Annotated in this window: 13 protein-coding genes; 1 reads left to right on the forward strand and 12 read right to left on the reverse strand. The window is 50.4% G+C overall.

The features are described 5' to 3' along the window. Nucleotides 1–5: 5 nt before the first annotated feature. The 5 genes from BM123_RS12015 to BM123_RS12035 all read right to left on the reverse strand — a co-directional run bounded on the left by BM123_RS12015 (nucleotide 6) and on the right by BM123_RS12035 (nucleotide 4,921). Nucleotides 6–1,367 (reverse strand): hypothetical protein, encoded by a 1,362-nt coding sequence (locus BM123_RS12015; protein WP_090168796.1) that lies wholly within the window; start codon nucleotides 1,365–1,367, stop codon nucleotides 6–8. Between the two features lie 12 nt (nucleotides 1,368–1,379). Further along, entirely contained in the window at nucleotides 1,380–2,432 is a 1,053-nt protein-coding gene (locus BM123_RS12020) for a hypothetical protein (RefSeq protein ID WP_090168798.1), read from the reverse strand. 7 nt (nucleotides 2,433–2,439) lie between these two features. Then, nucleotides 2,440–3,063: a hypothetical protein gene (locus tag BM123_RS12025; RefSeq protein ID WP_090168800.1), complete on the reverse strand. Its 624-nt coding sequence runs from the start codon at nucleotides 3,061–3,063 to the stop codon at nucleotides 2,440–2,442. A gap of 52 nt (nucleotides 3,064–3,115) precedes the next feature. Continuing rightward, complete coding sequence (locus tag BM123_RS12030) at nucleotides 3,116–4,552, reverse strand: hypothetical protein (RefSeq protein WP_090168802.1); 1,437 nt, start codon at nucleotides 4,550–4,552, stop codon at nucleotides 3,116–3,118. Nucleotides 4,553–4,675: 123 nt separating this feature from the next. Next, nucleotides 4,676–4,921, reverse strand: a complete 246-nt coding sequence (locus BM123_RS12035) for a response regulator transcription factor (protein ID WP_175489348.1) — start codon at nucleotides 4,919–4,921, stop codon at nucleotides 4,676–4,678. Nucleotides 4,922–5,294: 373 nt separating this feature from the next. On the opposite strand from BM123_RS12035, the gene BM123_RS12040 reads away from it, so the two are divergent. Continuing rightward, nucleotides 5,295–7,952, forward strand: a complete 2,658-nt coding sequence (locus BM123_RS12040; RefSeq protein WP_090168808.1) for a CHAT domain-containing protein — start codon at nucleotides 5,295–5,297, stop codon at nucleotides 7,950–7,952. 12 nt (nucleotides 7,953–7,964) lie between these two features. On the opposite strand, the gene BM123_RS12045 is transcribed toward BM123_RS12040, so the two are convergent. The 7 genes from BM123_RS12045 to BM123_RS12075 all read right to left on the reverse strand — a co-directional run bounded on the left by BM123_RS12045 (nucleotide 7,965) and on the right by BM123_RS12075 (nucleotide 21,743). Then, the gene (locus BM123_RS12045) at nucleotides 7,965–8,720 is read right to left on the reverse strand and encodes a hypothetical protein (RefSeq protein ID WP_090168810.1); all 756 of its coding nucleotides are present in this window, start codon (nucleotides 8,718–8,720) and stop codon (nucleotides 7,965–7,967) included. 12 nt (nucleotides 8,721–8,732) lie between these two features. Then, entirely contained in the window at nucleotides 8,733–9,521 is a 789-nt protein-coding gene (locus BM123_RS12050; RefSeq protein ID WP_090168813.1) for an anti-sigma factor, read from the reverse strand. Next, on the reverse strand, nucleotides 9,514–10,101 hold the full coding sequence (locus BM123_RS12055; RefSeq protein ID WP_090168814.1) for an RNA polymerase sigma factor: 588 nt from the start codon (nucleotides 10,099–10,101) through the stop codon (nucleotides 9,514–9,516). The genes BM123_RS12050 and BM123_RS12055 overlap by 8 nt, the downstream gene beginning before the upstream one ends. A 190-nt stretch (nucleotides 10,102–10,291) precedes the next feature. Continuing rightward, nucleotides 10,292–12,694, reverse strand: coding sequence for a hypothetical protein (locus BM123_RS12060; RefSeq protein WP_090168816.1), 2,403 nt, complete (start codon nucleotides 12,692–12,694; stop codon nucleotides 10,292–10,294). A 557-nt stretch (nucleotides 12,695–13,251) separates the two neighbouring features. Continuing rightward, nucleotides 13,252–18,273, reverse strand: coding sequence for a T9SS type A sorting domain-containing protein (locus tag BM123_RS12065; RefSeq protein ID WP_090168817.1), 5,022 nt, complete (start codon nucleotides 18,271–18,273; stop codon nucleotides 13,252–13,254). Nucleotides 18,274–18,343: 70 nt separating this feature from the next. Further along, nucleotides 18,344–20,710, reverse strand: a complete 2,367-nt coding sequence (locus tag BM123_RS12070) for a LamG-like jellyroll fold domain-containing protein (RefSeq protein ID WP_139211861.1) — start codon at nucleotides 20,708–20,710, stop codon at nucleotides 18,344–18,346. Between the two features lie 280 nt (nucleotides 20,711–20,990). Continuing rightward, on the reverse strand, nucleotides 20,991–21,743 hold the full coding sequence (locus BM123_RS12075) for a hypothetical protein (protein ID WP_090168821.1): 753 nt from the start codon (nucleotides 21,741–21,743) through the stop codon (nucleotides 20,991–20,993). Nucleotides 21,744–21,803 lie beyond the last annotated feature (60 nt).

Raw genomic sequence — 21,803 nt, forward strand, 5'->3', positions numbered from 1 at the left:
CCAGTTTAACGCCCTCCTTGGACCCGTCGCTCCCGCTTTACAGTACAGCTGTAATCAGGCCAATGTCCATTATTACAGCCTACAACATAGCGGCCCGCTTGGCCCGGTGGAGGATACTCTCGAGCATCCCATCCGCTATTCAGAGACTTACAACTGTTCACGCAGCCTCCTCCGACGAGATTATATTGTACACTTATTGTATTATCACAGTCGTAATCGAAGCTACCGTCTCCACGGTGCTCTGTAAAGTAATCTGACTGACCTGGAAATGCTCTGGCGTTATTATCGTAGCAATCTTTATCGTTATTTACATAGCCTTCCGGTCGATCCTTAGCAATCGTTACAACACTAGGATCTCCAAAACCATCGCCATCCGCATCACGATACCAGGACTGTTCTCCAGGCATCCGCTTTTCACTAAGGTCACTCGTATCATCGTGGTTGCTAACGTATCGAAGCACTTGTCCCCCTACGATCCTCTCTGGACGCTCCTTAGCACCAAAAATCCAGTACTCTTCCGGCTCTCCAGAGCCATATCCATCTCCGTCTTTGTCCTCGTACATAATCATCAGGTCTCCCTTCTCCTTACGCTCCGCAATGGTTTCCTCGAGCTCGACCAAATGACTCTCATCAAGCAAAGTCCCCTCATAACCTACAATACTATTTGGTGGATATATGATATCCAAGTCATTATTTTCATCCCAGGAAACTTTTGCTTCAACGCCGAGCCAGCCAAAAAGATCAACTGTCAAATCCTCCGATAAGTCATCTGCTAATGTCACTTTAAGACTTGCCGAGTCGTAAACAAGTACCTCGTTCACAAACATGAGCTGTTCTCCATTTTTTAGCGCTGTACGAAGAAGTTGCAATTCTCTCAACGGCAAATTGAACAGAAGGTCCTGAAGGGCAACGGCACCATCCGCAAGGCCGTATCGGTAACCTTCGTTGGCCGTTAGTATCGCACTTTTTGTGTTTTCATACACAGCCCCCGCCGTAGCATCTACTTTTTGACTCGTTAGTCCTCTTTCTTGGAAAATAAATTTAAAATCACTCGTTCGGTCACTTACGCAAATAGGAACTTCCCATCGCTTTCCGGTTTTCAAGAAAGACGAGCGTACCAACTGTTGCTCTAAGCGAGCACGATCGAGGTACAGTCTCTCGACCCGCATAGCCTTTTTACCTAAAATCGATTTAGTCTTACCAACGGCAACTATTGAACCAGGTTCAGCTGAACGATTCAGTGGAAAAGGCCGAAAGCCTTCTATACACTTTTCGCCCCCTCCTGGTGAGTAAAAATATTTGAACAGCAGTAGAGCAATCAACACCAGAGCGGTAAGTCCAATTACGTATTTTATTGTATCATTCATAAGGCGGTCTATCTAAGCCATGCTCGCCATCAGGGAGCTAGAGCGTTCCGTTAATAATTGTATTTCGTTAATCGTTTCCCGTAGGCGGTCCTGGTCTACTCTAGCGTCTTCCCAACCTTCTTCAAGAGGCCTTCTAAGAACTTCCACTAGGCGCTTCTTAAAGGTTATCTGCGCAGTACTAAACTGCCCTCTTAGCGAACTGAGTCGGACTTCCGCGTTTTGCATTTCATTCACAAACCGCAATGCTTTAGCAATACGATCATCTCCTGTGACCTCTGCCAGTGTCGCTTCTGATAAACCATCCCAGCCTTCATCTGCTAAACGAAACACCTTATCAAGTCCGACAAAGGGGTCTTTAATATCTAATGACAGAAGGTTCAAAAATTGATCGTAAGCACTACCGTACTCCAATAAACTGTTCTGCATACCAGACTTTACGTGAGATAAGGAGCTCCTGAAAGCTTGCAAAGCTGTTGCTAAATCTCCGTAAAGCACCTCGTACTTTTTCATCCCACTAGCAAAGGCTTTTATCCGATCCGCGTTGATTACTTCACTGGTTACCACCTTAATTTTTCTAGCAGAACCTCCAAGGCTACGGTCGATCACAGAATCGACAAAGCCAGAAGCAAAATCAACTACCTTTCCAATAACCCCAGTTACGGGGTTAGAATTGATCACGGCAGATGCGATAGGATTATCAAAGATTTTCTTCAGTATTTCCTTAAAACGCCGCTTGTGGTTATCACGATCTTCTCCCCCGTTCAAGGGAAGCAGCACCTTATCCACCGCCTCGTAGACTACCTCGATGAGCGTAAAACCCATTTTGTCAGAGGTCGGGCTATTGATCTCAGCTACTAGGCCAAGAAAATCGGCTAGATTCAATTCTCGCAGTAGGCTCTCGTAGTTGTTTTGCAACTCACTCGAATCTAAAATAGCTGCTCGTAGTTTTATGAACGCTTGCTTCTGCTGAGAGACCAATAAATGCCTCCGGTGCAATTGTTCTTCCTGAAGTGCGTCCTTCAAAACTCCCAATTCTGCCTTTAACAACTCAATTTCCTTTTCCATAGCAATATTATTTAAGGTCGAAGTCCACCTCATTGAGCAAGGTGTAAGTGAACGAATTACCAAAAGCTTCTTTTCCAAAGCGGCATTTCAGCATAAACTCCTCAAAATGTCTGCTGTCCGCAAAGACGGTACATCCTTTTGAGTAATTTTTAGTTTCTGAATCCCAGTTACCGCTACGCGGTCCTTTGTGGATATTAATCCCCAGACGAGCCCCATGATCAAGTGTACTTTCATCAAAAATGAGTGTCCCCGATCCTTTTTGGTTTCGGTATACACTTACTCCTGTGGGATGTGACCAAGACTGGCACAATGCCAAATACTTACCATTATGTGGCCGGATAGTATAGGCTCCCAAGTATTGTCCTTCCTTTAGTATTGCTGTTCCTTTCTTTAGAATTGGCTCCTTCAAATACTTTACGCTTGGGTCAGTCGTAACCGGGTAGTAAGTAATATGCCAGTCCCCTAAAAACCGATGAAAAACTACTAGTGTATCATCAAACTTATCGGGCACAGGATTACGGTTACGAATACCTATAATGTTCAGATTCCAGTCCACATCAACTTTGTCGTAGACCTTGTAACCTTTATGTTTCATCACCCGCAGCAGAGCTTCGATGGTTGGCTTAATCATATCAATATGCTTTTTTTTAAATATAAAGACTCCCTTGTGATAGTATCGATCCTCACCGAATAACACGATGCACACCCCCTACCCCATCATCAACCAGATACATCCCTGCTGCCAGAGTATGAAGAGATAGCTGATGTACACCCGCATTGAGCCGCTGCGTGAGCAGCACCTGACCGTTCATACTCCGTATACGGACAGTCGTTTGTTCGTAGGCTGAGCGAATAGTGAGCAGATCCCGTACTACCGTTGGGTAGACCTCAAAGGCTACTTCCTCCACCAGACGAATTTCCCGTACCTCCGAATAACTCACCTCCCCATCATAATCCTCCTGCCGGATGCGGTAGTAGTGCGTCCCACCTACCCTATTCGGGTGCCACCAGTCATATTCGTGGATACCACCAGCGTTTTGGGGGCGCGGACGCAGGTGCTGAGTAGGTTGAAAAGCAATGCCGTCCAGGCTGTGCTCTACGGTATAGCCGGTGTTGTTTTCCTCCTGCGTCGTGGACCAACGGAGCTGAACACCCTTGTCTACCGCCCTGGCCGTGAAGCTTTGCCAGGTGACGGGGAGGGCGGTGAGGCAGGCAGCCTCTACTTCAGCGACTGAGTTACAACCGGGGCCGTTGTTGCCGATTGAAGAGGAACCACCGTCTTCTATCAAGTCGCAGATCGCCGAGATGGCACAAGATGTAAGATTAGCATTATTCCCAACAATTACGCGACCAACGCTGACCAAATTAGGCATTCCGTCAAGGTTGGTCAAACCCTCATCACGTAAGATGACAAGATCTCTATTTATGGTGGTCAAGCTACTAAGCCCCGATAGCGTTGGTATATTGGTGTTTAATAGATTAAAATCATCGACTTCTTCTAGCGAAGGGAAAGCGCTAAGGTCGGACAAGTTGCTATCCTCGATGGTTAGATCTCTAACCGCTCTCAAGCTAGAAAAGTCATAAGTCACTCCCTGATCCCGAGACTCCTCTAAGATAAAGCGCCCCTCAACACGCTCCAAATTGGGAAAGGATACAGAAGAAAGCCCATTACCGGGTATAATGTGGAAGTCACCATTAATTTGTGGATCAATAAATTTCAGGTTGGGCCAATTTATAGTAGTAAGGTTGTCGTTACGAAGAATTCGAAGAGCGACAAGCGTATCATTCCCTAGTACGGCGTCAATGTCCGTTAACAAGTCATTATCCCTAATCTCAATAAGTGTTGCTTCAACATTCTCTAATCCGTCCAAAGTAGTCAGACTGCTATTAGCTACGACTAAATCCAAACAGGACGTGATGCTACTTAATGGAGTAAGGTCCGTAATATCACTTCCATAAATACCCAGTCTGCCGTTTATTTCCGTACAGTTAAGTGCTCCTAGGGCATCCACATCCGCTTGCGTGTTCAAACTATTAGCAGCGTTATTACAAACCACCGTCTGCCCCTCTACCAACAGGCCAAGAAATAACAACACCAAGAAAAGTAAAAATCGTATCATAGCATTATATTTTATCAGTAGCGTAGCAGCCCTAAAACCAACTACTATCCGCCATATGAAATAGGCTGTCGTAAAATTATTTTTAGTTCAGGGCGTGGGCAATACGTCTTGAGGCGTAGATTCTCACACCAAATCAAAACACTGCGCCCACCAAACCGCCTCCACCGTATGATGAATACGCAGCTTCGCCCGTACGTTCTGCCGGTGGGTGCGGATGGTGTGCGGAGAAACAATATGCTCTTCGGCAATCGCGTCGTTAGTCTTTCCGCTGGCCCAATCCGTCAGGATTTCTCGTTCCCGACGGGTGAGGGAGGCAAAGACCGCTGCGTTCTCTTTGGCAAATTTTTGTTGCTCCTGTATTCTCTTCAAGGCTTTGACGGACAGCTGCGCGTCCCTTGAAAAACAAACTGGTTTGGGTTCTTGCATTAGTGTATTTCTGGATCGGTTAATAATGAGAAGTCCACTTTGAGAAGATTAGCCAGCCCTTACAGCCTGCTTTCTGTTCCGATTAGGACATCTTTCGTAGGCTTAGTGTAGTAAGCCGTAAAACGTAACCGGTCTTTCGCTACTTTTTTTTAAAATTGTTCTAACGCTGACCGTTATCTCTTCAAACGGTAGTCTTGCAATCCCTGCTTTTTTCCTTTCTCTGCACCTGCGGCCGCGCCCAAAAAATCGCCGCCGCATTTCAACCCCATCAGTTATCAACCGCCCAATCTCCGTCGTCCCTATCCTACTGAATTGCTTGCAGACTACGCTACTGCTCGTACTCCTCTTCAGCTGTCAGCCCAATACGCTCTCCGTAGAAAGCTTCGCCGAACTAAAGCAAGACCTCAGGGCCAACCAACTAAGCGGCAACGACACCGAACGCCGCCAGCTACTCGCCCAGACAGATGCGCTGAGCGGACAGTCCACCAATGATCGTGCCTGCCTCACCCTCTATCAAGCCGAAAACGCCTACGAAAACCTGGCCTACGAGAAAGCCATGCAGCTGGGAAGAGAAGCCCTCAGCCTGCTCAAACAAAGCACCGACGACGACATAAACGCCGACCTCTATCGCCTGGCCAGCCTGCTGACCAAACTGCACTTCGAGCATTGGCAGTATACTGACAGTATTGTCCATTACGCCCAACTAGCGCAGGCCGTCCGCCAACAGTTACCGGCTGCCAGATCACTCGACCTCGACCTGGCCCTACTGAAAGTGCTGGAGTTACGGGTAGATTATCACTTCCCGGAAATAGAAGCACTGGTGGACAGCCTGAAATTGCCTGACAATGAAGCCACCACCCAACTGCACGACACCAAAGCCCAACTCTACCTCTTCCAGGCCAGGGCCATCAGAAAACAACGGTTTAACCTGAAATCAAAAACTGAAATAGAGCAGCTTTTTGCGCGCTCGCTCTCCGCTGTTGAACGCGCCATCAGCCAATACCAACAACAAACATCCCCTCGCCTGCCCCAAGCCTTTGCGGAGAACGCAATGCATAAAGCCATGCTGGGCACAGACGAAGAATTTAAGGATGCCTGTCAGCAAATGGAAGCCAGTCTACGCCCCGAATATCCTCTCCGATATGGCTTCACCGCCAGACTAAAAGCCATGCGACTCACCCGAAACCCGGAATCCATCGCTGAAGCAACGAACTATTACCGGGAAATCTACCCGCAAATTCAGCCCTTTAATGTACTGCTAAAGGATGAAGCCGACTACTTCCTGGAAGAAAGTGCCAAACAACAAAAAGACTACGCTGCATTATGGGAAATCGCCGCCGCCTACCTCACAAATGGAAGGTGTGCTTCACTGGACGTCCTGATTCCCAAAACACTTACCGAACAAATACCCGAAACCATAGTCTGCCTCAATAACCTCATCGACCTGGCCACCGCCAAGTGGATCGAGTATGAGCAAACCGGTAGCCTGGAAGCACTCGAACTGGCAGATCAATACATCGGCTTTGTGCTGGCGAATTGGTCCGCAAGGCAAAGTAACCTGTCTAACAGTTCTCTTCTGTATCAACTCAGTGCCTTCGGTACGGAAGGCCTTGAAATAGGTGTTGTCTCCTCCATCGATCAGTACCGCCTGGCCCCCGCTTACGCTAAAGCATTGGATGTCCTCCAACGAATGGATGCGGCAAAATCCCTTTTAATGCGCCGCGACCTGCTCAAAAGGGACCAACAAATGGACCTACCCCGCTATCTGTTGCAGGACAGCCTGCTTACCCTGCAGAAACGAATCAATGTCGTGGAAACCTTGCAACAACTTGCCCCGGAAGCTCAGCAAACAGCACTGGCCAATCAACGGCAGGGTCTGTTGAACGACCGTCAACAACTGGAAGAACAAATCAGTACCCTGAACGATAATGGTAAGGTGGGCCTGCTGCTCAACACCTCTCCTCCGCCAGCCTCCCAGCTGCGGGAAGAATCGCTGTTGATGTATTCCTGGCTCGGCGGGAAGCTCTTCGCACTGGCCCTCACGGAAGCAGGCGAAAAAGTAGTCGAGCTGGACACTACCGGAATTAGCGGCAACATAAAAGCCCTGCGGGCCATCCTTGACGTAGCGGTTCCCGATCATCAGACCATAGAATCTTACCGGAGCCTGGCGCACCGACTCTATCAACAGCTGTTTCAATCCATCGCAATAATTCTACCGCCCGGGCAACCGCTGCTGGTGATTCCTGATGGACCACTGTCTACCCTCCCCTTCGAAGCATTGCTGACGGAGCAACCTTCTACGCTTACCGACAGAGATGAATTACCCTTTCTGCTACACCGCCATCGCATCCGCTACGCCAGCAGCTGGGCCGTAGATCAGATCCATAAAAACAAGAAGCCATTCTCAGTACAAAACCTCTCCGTTGCCGTCGTCGCCCACAGCGGGCTGGCTGCTTATTTTCAGCCTACGCACGATTCGCTGAAAATGCACGCAGCGCAATATCAGGAACACATTGGTGGAACCTCCCCCCAACGGTTACAAGCCCTGGCCACACCCGCTAACATCCTGCATTTTTCCGCACATGCCAAAAGTAACCCTGACCGCTTACAAGACAATTACATTTACCTGTCCAGGAATGATAAATTTGATGCAGCCAGTATTGAAAGCCTCAACCTTACAAATAAATTAGTCGTTCTCGCCGCCTGCGAAACCCGCCTGGGGCAGCAGCGAGCCGGAGAGGGAAATTTCACCATCAGCCGTTCCTTCCGGCTGGCGGGTGCCCAACACGTGGTGTCCAGCCTCTGGCAAGTCAAAGGACCACCCACTAAAGAACTACTCGAAGAATTCTACCGCCAGTTGTTTGCCGGCCAATCCCCCGCCGAAGCTCTCTGGCGTGCTAAGGTGAAAATGGCCTCGGGAATGGGAACGAAGAAGTATTGGTGGGCGGGGAGTTGGGCGGGGGTGGTGGGGTGACAAAATGTACAATCAGCCTGGGCCAAATTTATTCCTTCGGTGCGGTGCAATTTTCCATTTGTTATTTACTGCATAAGCAAATCCATTTATGAACTCAAACTCATCAATTCCGATAGCATCGTAAGTATCGGACGAGTGTTCTTTAGGAAAGTCTTTTCCAACCTCACAAAAATATTCATTGTAATATTTATGCCCTCCTATCCCTAGATAAAAGGGCCTTGTGTTACCATTCTGATATCTATCAATATAGAAAATAAACGGAGCGCCTTTCTGGCTTCCTCCAACAATACCTCTTGCAACCCAAGAGCAATCTTTATCCCCAAACTGATCTTCACTATTAAAGGCGTCTTCATACAGTGCCGTAGTAAGTGCCATAGGAAAACTCCAATCAATCAAATCGTTAGTACTAACCTCTTCCAACAATGTTTCCTGTTTCGAAAAAATGATTTCTTCGTCTTTTACAAATTGAATCAGTCTGACAACCTGAAGATTCAATGGACTAAGAATAGATGAGTTGCCTTGAATACTGTTAGGAACACTTGTTCCCAAAGGCATTTGTAGGTTAATAATAAAGTAAGGCTCCTTTTTTTTGAATCGAGTCTTGATACTGTCTATTTCATCCCTTCCAGCAACTGGAATAAAATAATTAGAGCTTTCACCTTTAAGCAGTACAGGGTACAGTAGCCCAATATTATTAGCACTTTCGTCTAATGAAAGTAATTTGTTTAGTATCGGATACCCAATATATGGTTGTACATTATTGTTCATCGAAATAGATGTTTAATTATCAATTTTTGAATTAAGCTCTATATATGAATATTTTGAATTTGATGCTTGACTTTGGATAATTACCTTAGCAACTTCAAGCTCATCTGCCTGAATGAGGCCTAGTACTTTTATATAGTTAGCATCATCAAAATACTCGGTGCGCCTAAGTCCATTGAGCACAGCTTCGGCATACATTACCGCCGCCTCCCCATCCCCTAGCCCCAACGCCGCCACCCCCGCATACAGCAAATTCAAACTATCCCCACCCATCTCTACTGTTTCCAGCAAGAGTGGCAGCGCGGTGGCGTAATCACGGGCTTCGTAGGCAGCCAGGGCGCGTTCTTCGAGGGTTTCCTCGCTGCCGAGGTGGAAGTTCTCGCTGGGCAGGTGCCGGAAGTACTCCCTGACCAGATCTGCGTAGGGACCATCCGCTTGTACTTCGGTTGGTGCGTTTTCGGGCGCGGTCGCAGGTGCAGTGGAAGGTTGATGGAGCAAGCTCCAGCCACCGTAGGCGAGTAGCCCAACGGTCAAGGCACCAAGTATATACCACCACCAGGGTATTCCGGAGGAACGTTCTTCCGTCCCGGTCTTTTCCCGGTTCAGAGCATCCGCTACCGCAGCCCTGGTCGCTACGCTCGGCTCAATTACGAAACCTTCCCGCTCCACCAGCTCCCAGCGGCGGACGGCAGCGGCAAAGTCCGCGTCCTCCTCCAGGCGGCCCCGCAGTTCGGCTTCTGCTTCCGGGCTGATCTCACCGTAGGTATAAGCCTCCAGCAGCGCAATGTCTTTGTCGTTAAGCATTGGGGGATGTTCTTATTGCCGGTACGTTTTCGCTCACTTTCTCACGGAGGCGTTTCATGCACTTACTACTCTTATTACGTAATACATTAACCGAGGCATACTGCTCTGCAGTAATCGTAAGGATTTCAGCGTAGGGCAGATTGTCGTAGTAACGAAAAGTCAGCAACTCCCGGCACGCATCGCCCAACTCCCGAATCAGGCGGCGCAAGGCGCGGCGCACCAGTTCCCGTTCTTCCCGTTCTTCTACGGTAGCAACCGCATAGTCTTCCGTTAGGGTCAACGGGGCTCGCTTAGCGCGACGCTGTTCCCCCAGGTAGGCGTACTTCATGGTCGCACAAAGGTAAGTGCCGACGTTCGCCTTAAGTTCAGTTATACGCCCTTGCTGTACGTGATCTGTAAAGGTTAGTAAGGCATCTGAGAACATTTCCTTCGCCCGGGTTTTCCGCTCGTGCAAATTTCCGGTTTTCACCAGGTTCTTCAGCGCGAAACCAATGCACTTGTCTTTACACTCCCCCACGACCCAGTCCAGCCCCTCGGGCAGGTCCTTGTTCAATAAGTCGAGTAGTTCAGGGTTGGTCATTTCCGGGTAAAGAGTAGTAGCGTAGACCTAAGGTAAAAAATTGGGGGCGAGGCGCAAAATTTGATAGATAAATATACGTTTTTGGACGTAGATGTACAGCCGTTCTTGCCTCGCCCTTACGGCCCCACAGTACAGCGGGCGGCCAACTTTCTTAACCCTGGGGGAGGTAAGTCACCAAACAATACTACGCCTACCTCTCCCCCAACCACCCCCGCCACCGCTTCGCCAACCGCCACTTATCCCGCAACTCTGCCTGACTTGATGAAGTCCTCACCGGTACCTCCTCGGGCAAGGCCTGCTCCTCGTTCCTGAAGCGTACGCCGTGCAGCTTCTCCAATATCCAGATCATGTAGTCCCCCTGGCGGATAGAGAAGTACTCGGTGAAGCGACCTTTGTCCGTTCGGGTAGACACAAAGCTCTTCATAATCGTAGTCGTATCCCCAGCCAACGCCAACAGGTGAGGCGTCATCGTCGTATCGCGGTGATGATCAATCAACTGAATGAGACGGTATCGCGCCTCCTGGGAGCTCCCCTCGAACCGACCAAACATTGCCGCCAGCGCAGTGGGCGTCAACCCAACGGACACCCGCTCCACCGGAACCGGTGCCCCCAGGGCACCAAAATCGAGATATTCCTTCACGGTGAAGCGGTCCTGACTTTGCACCTGCGTCCGCGCCAAAATCCCCGCTGCTTCCGCACGAATCCGCTCATCCGTATCCGCTACACGCAACACCTCAAGCGCCGTCAGGGCTTCCGGACCAGCCCCCCGAATCAAGGCCTCAAAGTCCTCCCATAGCCCCCGAAACCGCCCCGTCCGCCGCAAAGCAGATTTCAGTATAAACAACCGAAAATTCTCCCCACTCAAACTCCCTGATGTCCACTGATCAGCGTACCAGACCTTTACCCATTCATCCAGCGCCTCCACCGCGTCGGGGTACTGCCGGGCGTGAACGTAGCCCCAGGCCTCCAGTGCCGTAATGTTGTCTATCCTGGGCTCCTCCAGCATCGATAAGATTTTCTCTCGTTCCGCTCCGTTAACCGCAGCGCACAAGCGCTTTAAAGTTGCTTCGGTCCGTAATGATAATCGCGTCGACTGCCCTCGCTCCCGGCAAATCGCTAATACTTCCGCCAGAGCGGGAAGTTTGGTCTTCAGACTTAAAGGAAGTGCGCCATTGGCTCCGTGCAGACCACCAAAGTAGCGGCCGTCAATCCGCCGCAACAAGCTGTCAACCGGCAGCTGCATCAATTCGGCTACCGCCCCTACCGCCGCCGCATCATCTTTGGTATACAGCTGCTCCACCAATACCGCCAGCGTGTCCAAAGGCTTTATATCATCGCCCTGATAAACGAAGCGCGCCGCTACATCAGACCATTGATACTCATCATAATGCGCTACCCAGTAGTGAAGCGCGTTCCGGCTTTTCACCCGATCATAGCCATCAGCCACCAACTCCCCTTCACTATCTTTCACCAACAGCCGCACGCCCGTCAGGCCTTCCAGCCTACTCCTGCTTTCCCCGCTCAGGTTCCGGGAAGAAAAGATATTCTCGTGCAGCGGAAGCGCCGCCAACTGCACCAATATACGGGGGTCCCGCATCGCTTCCAACTCCCGCAGCGCCTGAAACAGCACCCAGGCTTTTTGCCCGGGCCGGGTGATGAGGTATTCCAGGTAAGCACCACGGTCCGCAAAGTCTTCCGGGCGGGCAGCATCCGCCCGCCGGAACCCCAATTCTCGCAGCTGCGCCAAGGCGGGCAAGGAGTCCAGTAGGCGCTGATACTCCGCCACCAGGCTGTCTTGATCAGCTCGCCAGTCTGCTCGCAGGTCTATCCCCGTTATCCAGTTCATCGACGACACAAACCCATTATGCCCCCACCCTTCCAACCGACGGGTAAGCGTTAATACTAATTGCGCAGCTTCTATACGCTGGTAATGCGCCAACCCCTTAATGATCGATTCTATCACTTGCTTATCGCGCGGGCTCTCTCCCTTGCCCCAATGCTGACCAGCAGCGCACTCCTTAAGATAAACAAAGGCTTCCGGGGTTCCCAGCTTCCCGATCTCCGGAATCAATTTTACCGGCATAAAGAAATCTTTATGGGCAACAACACGGGAAATCTTGGTTTTGTAGTCTGATAACAACCTGGCCTTGTCCGTAAGCGCAGCAGCCGGTTGTAATTCATACCGAACTTCCCGCGTACCGGGTGGCACATCCGTAAACCGTCCAAGCAAGGGAGAAAAAACAATCTTATGGCTATTGTCCCGCCAATATTTCCATAGAGTGGCTCCGCTGATTGGCGCGCCCCAGCTCAAATTCTCCAGGTAAGTAGATTGAAAAAATGTCTGCCCGGCCAACTGCGCCACGGTCACCGTATCCCGGCCGAAGTAGTGTCGCTGAGTGGTTAATCGCTGGTCGTCCAGCAAGGCCGACAGGGGCACCAACGCAGTGGAGTCTCCCGCTTTCAGCTTCCGGGACAGATGCCTCAAAGAATCCGGTAAAGCCTCCTGCTCCACTTCCGTTAGCCAGGTAGACTGGGCGGTTACAGGAGCGGCGAGACAGTTCAGAAGGAGGAATAATATAACGGGGCGAGGCATATCGGTGGGTGCTTGGTGGGGAGGAAGATAAGCAGGGGCTGAGGATTGCTCAGCTTAAAAAATCCACCGCAAGCAGCCAACTTTCATATCGATAATCAAAAGCCCAGGGCAGGTTCCTAACTTTATCCCGACCCCGAAGGGGACGAACGTCCTTAACCCCGGGTGCAGCGCCGGCGAAGCCGAAGCGAAACCCGGGGATCGCCCAGCGACGCGCAAAACCCGGGGCCACACAGCCACACCACCAGTCCTACTCTTCCCCTCCCGACCACGAAGTGGTCGAACATCCTTAACCCCGGGTGAAGCAGATGGCACAGCCATCACGTAACCCGGGGATCGCCCAGCGACGCGGAAAACCCGGGGACTGCGCAGCACCACACGAAACCCTTAACCCCTGAAGCAGCAATCCCCCATAAATTTCAGTTCAGAACCATACCCGTCCGCTAACTACTACATCCAAAAACCAAAAAGAGGAAAAGAAGCTACTGCCCCTTTCCCCCTTGAAATCAAACCAATCCTAATAGTGGTTGAGGTTGGAAGTGTTCAGACTTAACCAACAGCTACTCTACCACCACTTCTTTCCGCAGAACCCCTTGTTCCGTAAACCCTTGCAGGAAGTAGACGCCTGCTGCAAGGCCTTGCAGCGAGACCTCAATCCGCTCTTGAGGTAACTCAACCGAAACCTGCCGGACTGGCCGTCCCAAAGCATCATACAAGGTCAGTTCCCGAAAAGAGACCGGCTGCATCATTTCCAAAAACAACCGGTCACTAGCGGGGTTAGGAAACACCCTGGCTTCAATCAATGGCAGATCGTCTACCCCAACGATGAAACAACGCTCATATGGCGTAAACGACGCCTGGCTAACGCAACCGTTAGCATCGGTCATTTCAAGAGTATACACATCCCCCGTGTGATCAAATATTTCAAGCGTAGCTCCGGTCTCTCCCTGAAGCATCATCCCGTCCGCGTACCACTGCAAACTCACGTCGGCAATTGTTGCCCCCTCAATAACGGCAGCGAGTTCCGCCGGGTTACTGTTACAGATAAAGCAAGGCCCTGCAATAGCAACGGTCGGTGGCCCGGTAAGGGAAATCACCGAAGAACGTACTTCCTGATCACAGCAGGGGCTGCCCACTAACACCTCGTAGTTGCCAGCGACCTCCTCTCCCGCAGCAGGAACGTAGAGGTAAGAAAGCGTGTTCGTCGTCGCCAATAAAACACCATTCCGGTACCAACTCAACACTTGTTGCGGACAGTCGGCGGGGAAATTTACCTGAGCCGACAGGGTCACTGAACTCGGCAGACAAACATCATCAAAAGCAGCATCGAAGCCTATCAATGTCAGCTCCTCCCGAATATCCAGAAACAGCGTAATCAAATCCTCCGCGCAAACGCCGCTCTGCTTCCGGACCTGAAACCAAGTATCTTCGTACAAACGGTTGGTGTAATACACCGGATTCTGGCTGCCAGCTTCCACTATTTGTACGTAGTTGACTCCGTCCGTACTCTCCCACCAGGTCCACATCATGTCGTCTCCGGTACACGCCGGTGCGTAGTGCAGAATAGCGTCTTCTCCAGGGCACAGCGGATTATCGTCCAGAGGGTCCAGCGTAAGCTCCCCGACCGGATCGTTTTCGTTGAATAGGCGAATCTCGGCCGTCGCTGTCGTAGTACCACAAACTGAAGTAATTTGCGCCGTATAGACAAAGCGCTGGTCACAATCCATCGTGCCTGTTGGTAATGACAATATTCCCGGAAGGTAAGTAAGCCCCGTAGCGCCGGGAATCAATACCCCCTCAGGGTCGTACCACTGGATGCTGTCGCCACAAAGAGTCGGGTCTCCTCCGCTCAGGGTCAATCGAAGTGTGTCCGGTTGAATGGGCGTTCCGTCAAAGCAGTATTCCTGAGCAGGCACGGAACCCGTCACCGGTGAGCAACGCTGAATATTGGCCACATTTGTCGTCACGGTTGTACAGGCGCTTCCCGCAAAATCAACTTCTGCATACACGACAATATTCCCCGTGTGGTAAGTTGGCGCCAGGTCTAAGGGCTGGTAACCGTTAGTGATCTGTAGTGGCGTGCCAAAGGAACCAGCACCGGCATCCGCAACGTAATAGCGCACCTGCGTGATTCCCGTCAAGCCCGTCAGGTCAATGATCGGCACCTCCAAAAAGGTTTGGGTCTCACAAATCACCGTATCGGGGATGTGGAGCTCCAGACAGCATTCTACCTCCGCGTTCAAACCATAACTACAACGCGAAAATGCACCGTCGTCGCATTGACAAACCGTCGTCATATTGAAAGTGACAAAGGGGTCAAGAATCAACTCATCTGTAGTCAAAAAGAAAACAACCATCCCTGGAATCGCCGATCCATTTCCCGGATAACTCCCGGGGAAAGCCGGGTGATTGATGGTAGCCTGAAAAGAACAATCTGCGTTGCTACTACCAGAATCGTTGCTGTAAGGCACCTCCAATACGTAGCCTCCTTCCCGGCACTTCAACTCCGCCTGCCCCGGCGTTCCGCAGCCACGTTCTACAACTACGTTAACCAGGCATTCGCCCCTGTTGCCCGATGTATCGGTGCCAAAAGCAGTAATCGCTGTAGTCCCTAAGGGAAAGAAGTCTCCATTACCCGGGCCCGTCGGATCGTAACTGTAAGTGATCTCACCAGTACAGTTGTCATCAAAGAAATTTTCCGGCCAACTAGCTTCTACCCCATCGCCACAGCGGGAGGTCTGGGCAGTGAAGGTAGGCGGGAACGGGCAAGCCGGAGCCTCCTGATCTAGTACCAAAACCTCGTACCTACAGCGTGAATTTCCATTGGCAAAACCATCACGGGCATTAACAATAACGCAATCCGTCCCAACCGGTATCTGATGCGTACTCAGTACCTGTGCCGCATTACCAGCAACACGATTACCGCTATTGCAGGTAAACGAAAATACAGTGGGGTTCGGATTACAATCATCCATTACCGAAAAAATAGCATCGTGCGTGGCATAGCATTCTCCGGCATCAGCAATAAGTATTACCGTTGTATCCGGACAGGTGAGCACGGGCGGTTCATTTTCAAAAGTCACTTGCTGTTCGGCCGTGGCCGTGCAGCCGGTAGCTTCATTGGTAACCTTAAGACAGATATCGTAAGTCCCCGTCGTTAAAGTCCAGCTAACCGATTGACCCGTCAGTTCCGGCATGGCCGGATCATCACAGTTGATGTCCCATTCGTAGGTAAATAGACCACTGCCATTAGCAATTCCGTCAAGTTGAAGGTCGCCACATTCTAAGGTCCAACTGAAATCCGCTTCGCAACCTTCAGGACAGCTTTCCAGCTCTTCTCCTTCTTCACAGATAACGTCCCCATTGATGTCTTTCCAGAAATAATTTATTCCAAACGAGCCGCCAGCGCCAAGTACACAAAAATTGATGGCTTCCAGAATTTCGCCGGGGGGCAAAGCTGGCCCCGTCGCACTACGGATTTTGATCTCATTTGCCGCAGCATTAACACTGGTGCTGAACGTTGGCTCAACGAAAACGTCCGTAAACATAACTGAGCCACTGACTTTCAGACACAGTTCATAAACCGGAACAGGAGAGTCGTTGAAATACGCTGACTGAAAACAGCATAAACTATCCGTTTCCTGATTTGCGAAGGAGAGTCGAAGATCTTCCGCACAAGAAAAATCATCCACATCTCTCTCCCGGCAGTTTTCCGCTTTCGTAAAGTATTCATCAGTACTAATCCCACCATCTATAATGGTGAACATAGGCGTATCCGCGTCTGCAATAAAATCACTAACCACCGAGCTCGGTTCCGTTACGGAAGCAACCAAAGAGTTGGCACAACCGCTATTAAACGCTAACGCTCCGCTTAAATCAGCCCGAATGAGCATTTCATCAAACTTGCGTGTGTTAACAATTATCCCGCCGTTATTGATCAGCTCGTTTGTCCAGCATGAACCCGTCACCTGGATGCCACCATTAAAGATTCCGCCAAGCAGTAAATCCGTCGGTTCCGAGCCTTCTGACAATAAGACTTGGTTTAGCCACAATTGATTTCCAAAAGGGTCTAACCCCATCAGAAATGTCTTTTGGTTTTCAGGAGCACCAACGTTAACTACTCCCACGTTAAGCAACGCTGAGGTACCCGTCAAGATCAGATCACCATTGAAATCGACTTCAGCATCCACAATTTCTTCTGAACCGCCAGGTAAATCATATAGCTTATTGGTAAGTACCACTGGCAAACCTGGCTGCCCCGAAAAGCCTAATTTCAGCATGAATAATTTTTGTTCTTGCAGAAATCCAAGGGGACCTCTCTGTAAGGAATTCCCAAGAATAACCAGCTCATCTCCTATCCGCCGAATACGAATACCTTCTTCTTCAGTACTCCCGTCCCCGTCTATATCATATGCCTTGGTCAGGCGTTGGGTAAAATCAGCAGCTAGTAAAAAGAGGTAAACTTTGTTACCCATCGATCCGGTTACAGCGTATTTCGCATCAGGGTACCCAGGCAAAGGGGTTTCGAGTGAGAATACAGAGCGTCCCGTAACTGGCACCTGGCCCGTGTTATCCCGGAAACCGAACACAACGTTTGTTACCGGAGTCGTACAGCTGTTTAAACGGGACAACATCAACTCATTGAAATTCGGGAAAGTAGAAGCAGCCCTTTGTGTTCCTACCCAAATAAGTTCATCGTTATCTGCTTTGATCAGCTCGTGTACAACTTCTTGGTCCGGAGCAGCCGTACTCGTTACATCCGTGTAAAAAGTCATTAGCCCATTGGTGTTGTATTCAGTATAGAATACATCTTTGTTAACGCCATTATTGACTGTACCAACACCTGCAAAAGCGCCTCCATGGCAGGGCATATCGGTTTTTACGACTTGAAGGTTTTCAATCCTGTGCTCTCCCGGATCGCTATCAACAAAGTCATTAAGCGTAGCAATAGGATCAATGTTATTGGTTGCATTGTCCCAACGCTTACCAACAATATCCTCGTCACTAACTACCCCGGCGTTGGTGTTTACACTGGAGAACATATGGGTATACGGAGTCGAAAAAAGGCCGCCTGAAGAGGCAATTGCGAACCCCTTCTCGTTATGCGTATTCGCAGGGCCAGCCGTTGTGTCACCGTATACACAGGTAGCTACGGTCGGGAACTCAAGCCTGCAATTGAAATAGGTAATCGATTGCACTCCCGAAGCCCCTACCGTAACCGAAATGGGTGTTGAAAACCAACCAAACGCTTGCTCTGCGCGAACGGTATAGTCCCCCGCCATCAGATTAGTAAACTCGAATCTACCCGATGCATCACTCTGTGTAGTAGCAATGATATTTCCCGTAGCGTTATCCAGCAGGTAGAAAACAAAGCCTACACCAAGCTGGTCAAGGGATGAATCATAAACTCCGTCACAGCCATCGTCCTCTACGCTGAGCCCCATAATCACCGAAACGGCGCTCTCTGGTTTCTCATCTCCATATTCACTACCGTAAGTTGGTAGCACGACGGTTGAAATATCTTTCGCGCTTACCGCGTGTATTCCCAGCAAAAGGAAGGCAAAAATTATAAGGTGTTTCATTATATCGTTTTTTTTAAGGCAGCAGCAAGCGAAACCCCCAATAAGAGCACCGCACCTACCACTCGTTTTTTTAGAAGCGGTTTCCACAAGGCGTAATCGTTCGGGAAATCGTTACTGCACAGCCCGTTGTACTGTCCGTTACCGTCAGCGTAATGGTCGTCGGTGTCAGCGGAGGAGTCGTGTTCGGATGCGCCGTGTAGGTGAAGGTTTGCCCGGTTCCCGCTTCACCGGAGCTGGCCAACCAGCTATAAGTCAGCGTTGCATTTGGCCTGTCGACCACAAACGACGCTGAGGCACTCAGCGTCACCTCATCTCCGGGCCTCAGACAGTCATTCGGTTGAAGCGGACAACTCATCACCGGTACTACTTCAATTTCATCTATCTGAAACAAGGGGCCTTCGGTTTGTACACAACCGTTATCCGCCACTACCTGAAAGTTGCCGCTGGTATCAACCGAATAGCTAGCGGTTGGGCCAGCAACCAACAGCCCGTCATGGTACCAGTAGTAATCAATACCCGCTTCAGGATTAACCAGGGTAAGCACTGTATTATCCCCCAGGCAAATCTCCGCAGGGCCAACGATTTGAGGGACGACAGGCAATGGCCGAAGACGAATTTCCAACGTATCGCTAAAGGCTGGTTCGCAGCCCGAAGGCTGGTTCTCCGGATCACAACGGTAGCGGTAGTAAATACGATCCGCCCCGCCTGGCCACTGACTCGTAGGCAGGATATTCGTGTTCTGGGAGGAGTTGCTGAATCCAAGGTCCTGCCAGACTACCGTCCCACTCAAATCAAACGTGTATTGCCATTGGGGAATACAAAACATCGGCTCCAGGAAGGGCCGAACGCCTATCGTAGCATCCTCTCCAGGACAGATGTCGTACACCGGATTGTCAGGAGGGAAGAGCTCCGTTAAGTTGCGCGGGTTGCCCGAAGGCAGGCCAATAATATCCCCCGCAATTGGTTCCGGATCTACGGTTACTCCAGCAGAGAAGCTGACCGTTCCGGCACAGGACGTAATGGTGGCCGTAAACGTAAAGGTTTTTTGGGCGCTCAACGCAGGTGCAAGGAAAGGATAGGTGAACGTTGTGGCGTTCGGCGGAGTAGCAAGCGTAATCGTTGGCTCATTCGTAGCAGATAAGGTCCAAACAATCTCCGTATCAGTCCCCGACGAGTTAAGCCAGGGGTGAGCCGTCTGCAATTCCACCTCCAACAAAGCGGTGTCTTGTGCACAGAAAGGACCACCCGGTACGATCGTCACCACCGGGTCCGTAACCGCGCAACGTATCCGTAGGGTATCCGTCTCACTCAGGTAGTCACAGCTGGTTCCGGAAACCGGGTCAAAGACCAGAAGCTGTGCCCGAAAAAGACGGTCAATGTAGCCCAGCGCATTGGTCGCACAATCGGCCGTCAGAAAGTTCGGAGGTACCGGGAAGCAAAAGTCTGTAAATGGTGGCATCTGAGCTACGGTCCAGGTCGTACCGCCATCATCCGAATATTCCCAATCAACGGCGACCGGGCCGGGAAGTCCTCCGGGCGGGCCGTCCGGACCCAGGCAAAAGGTCACCGGGTCTCCGCTACAGATCGAGTCCAGCACCATCGTCCGGTACGGGTAATCCCGGATTTCGAAGGGCAGATTCACCAATGCTTCCCCCACTAACGGGGCGGTTGACATCACAAAGTTGCTGGTAGGCCCATTCAGGGTAAAGCCGTAGAGCTCGCCGTCCAGACCGGGAGTGAGTGTCCGGTTCTCCACTGCTCCAATACCCGTATTGGCACCTGCGGCCGCGCCCTGATTGAAGTCGTAGTACACCAAAAGATTCGGATTAGTGACATCCGGAACACAGTACTCTCGCACACATACGTTGTTGGCAAAACGTCGTGGACCTGTCCATATTTTAAAGGACTCCACCTCGCCGACCCAAGACTCAGCGAAGGTAAACCCCGTAACAGTCTCACCACCCAGCCACATATTTTCCACCGGCCCGGTAAGCCCGGTAAACAAGCGATCGCGCTGGATGCAGTCCATATAAATGGTCAGGCTGTCCCCGATAACATCAAGACGAAGGTGTTGCCAGCTGTTCGACGGTACGGGGCCGTAGAAGCTCAACGGCTCGTTTAATCCACCGCTCCCATCTCCACGGGCGAGGGACAATTGGTTTGCGAATAAGGACAGTTCGATCGTTCCAGAAGCGTTACTCAAGCTAAGCAAACTCCGGGTGGTTATCTGCTGCGGGTCGCTTTCGCCCCGATACCAAAACTCAACGGAAATGGTGTCTAGATCCGACGGTAAAAGTTGCGAGATTGGTACGGCCAGCGAGTCATCCCCTCCAGCAAAATGGAGAGCGTTGGACTGTCCACTCAACCCAAAACAGGATAGGAGCAGGCAAAGCAATAGCAGCTGGGTGCCAGGCACCCGAAATATAGAAGTATTCATCAGTGATGGTATTAAAAGGCGTCAACGCAATAGCCGTCCGCGTTGGTCACCCTCGTGTTGACGTTTATAGGTAAGTTTAACGGGTGGTTGCAGAAGACAGGGAGAGCATTTCCAGAGGAGCAAAAGTGCAACTAAACACCAGCAAGCTGATACTCAAAAGTATACGGTACATGATGCTTGATTTATGGGTTAATTAGAGGGAATACCTCCCGGCTATCGGGAGGCACTTTCCGTAAAATGTACCTCCCTGGCCGGTCAAAAAACTATCCGAGAATCTGACTTAATTAGCATTCATCAGCTGACTAAGCTCACAAGCCTTGCAGGAGTTGCAAACAATCTGCGGCATCAGGTCAATATAGAGCTGAGAGGTAACCGCTGAACGAGTTGGCGTCACCAGATTAAAGCCACCTGTTTGCCCTGTCAGATCATCATAATTCTGCATAATGCTGGCTCCAAGGTTCTGCACATCAATGAAATTGGTAAATACCGTGACCTCATTAGCAATTGCACTCGCAATTGCGTCTTTTGTCGCGGCAGTTTCGTTGGCAAAATCCCCTTGAGGATCCGAACCATCCAGTTCTTCATCACTGATGTAAAAGATGGCCCGGCAAGCTCCCTCTCGCCACGGAGCAAAATTGGACAGGTCCTCAATTGCATGGGCTCCAAGCTCAGTGGTGTAGCCTACAGGAACTACATCACTAGCTAACGGAACAGTTGTTCCCTGAGCAGTATAAATAAACTGACGGTGACTTGTATTGAACACCGTTCCAAGCCAGGTGCCATCTACTGCCAAAAAATGGGTAACTAAATCCGTTGGACACTCCATTTTAGCAGAATCAAGTGCCGTAACTGCGGCGTTACTAATGGTATTGGCAATGGTTCCCATAGAACTACTCTGATCAATAAGGATGATCAGATCCACCATCGGCGGTCCTTCGTTACCGCCGCAGACTTCCAGGGTAAGTTCATCACAAGGTTCACAGCCCAGGAAGAAGAAAGCGAATACAAGGGTGAGGTATTTCAAAAATTTCATAGCTAAGGTTTTTTAATTGGGATGAAAAACGGAGAAGTACCAGCTACTGGTTAGTGCCAG

This window comes from Neolewinella agarilytica (genome assembly GCF_900110645.1).
Taxonomy (GTDB): Bacteria; Bacteroidota; Bacteroidia; order Chitinophagales; family Saprospiraceae; genus Neolewinella; species Neolewinella agarilytica.

Bases quoted from the DNA above. Each gene is read 5' to 3' on its own strand.
- BM123_RS12020 (WP_090168798.1), bottom strand. From the start codon at position 2,432: ATGGAAAAGGAAATTGAGTTGTTAAAGGCAGAATTGGGAGTTTTGAAG.
- BM123_RS12075 (WP_090168821.1), bottom strand. From the start codon at position 21,743: ATGAAATTTTTGAAATACCTCACCCTTGTATTCGCTTTCTTCTTCCTG.
- BM123_RS12060 (WP_090168816.1), bottom strand. From the start codon at position 12,694: ATGCCTCGCCCCGTTATATTATTCCTCCTTCTGAACTGTCTCGCCGCT.
- BM123_RS12065 (WP_090168817.1), bottom strand. From the start codon at position 18,273: ATGAAACACCTTATAATTTTTGCCTTCCTTTTGCTGGGAATACACGCG.
- BM123_RS12015 (WP_090168796.1), bottom strand. From the start codon at position 1,367: ATGAATGATACAATAAAATACGTAATTGGACTTACCGCTCTGGTGTTG.
- BM123_RS12050 (WP_090168813.1), bottom strand. From the start codon at position 9,521: ATGCTTAACGACAAAGACATTGCGCTGCTGGAGGCTTATACCTACGGT.
- BM123_RS12025 (WP_090168800.1), bottom strand. From the start codon at position 3,063: ATGATTAAGCCAACCATCGAAGCTCTGCTGCGGGTGATGAAACATAAA.
- BM123_RS12030 (WP_090168802.1), bottom strand. From the start codon at position 4,552: ATGATACGATTTTTACTTTTCTTGGTGTTGTTATTTCTTGGCCTGTTG.
- BM123_RS12055 (WP_090168814.1), bottom strand. From the start codon at position 10,101: ATGACCAACCCTGAACTACTCGACTTATTGAACAAGGACCTGCCCGAG.
- BM123_RS12045 (WP_090168810.1), bottom strand. From the start codon at position 8,720: ATGAACAATAATGTACAACCATATATTGGGTATCCGATACTAAACAAA.
- BM123_RS12070 (WP_139211861.1), bottom strand. From the start codon at position 20,710: ATGAATACTTCTATATTTCGGGTGCCTGGCACCCAGCTGCTATTGCTT.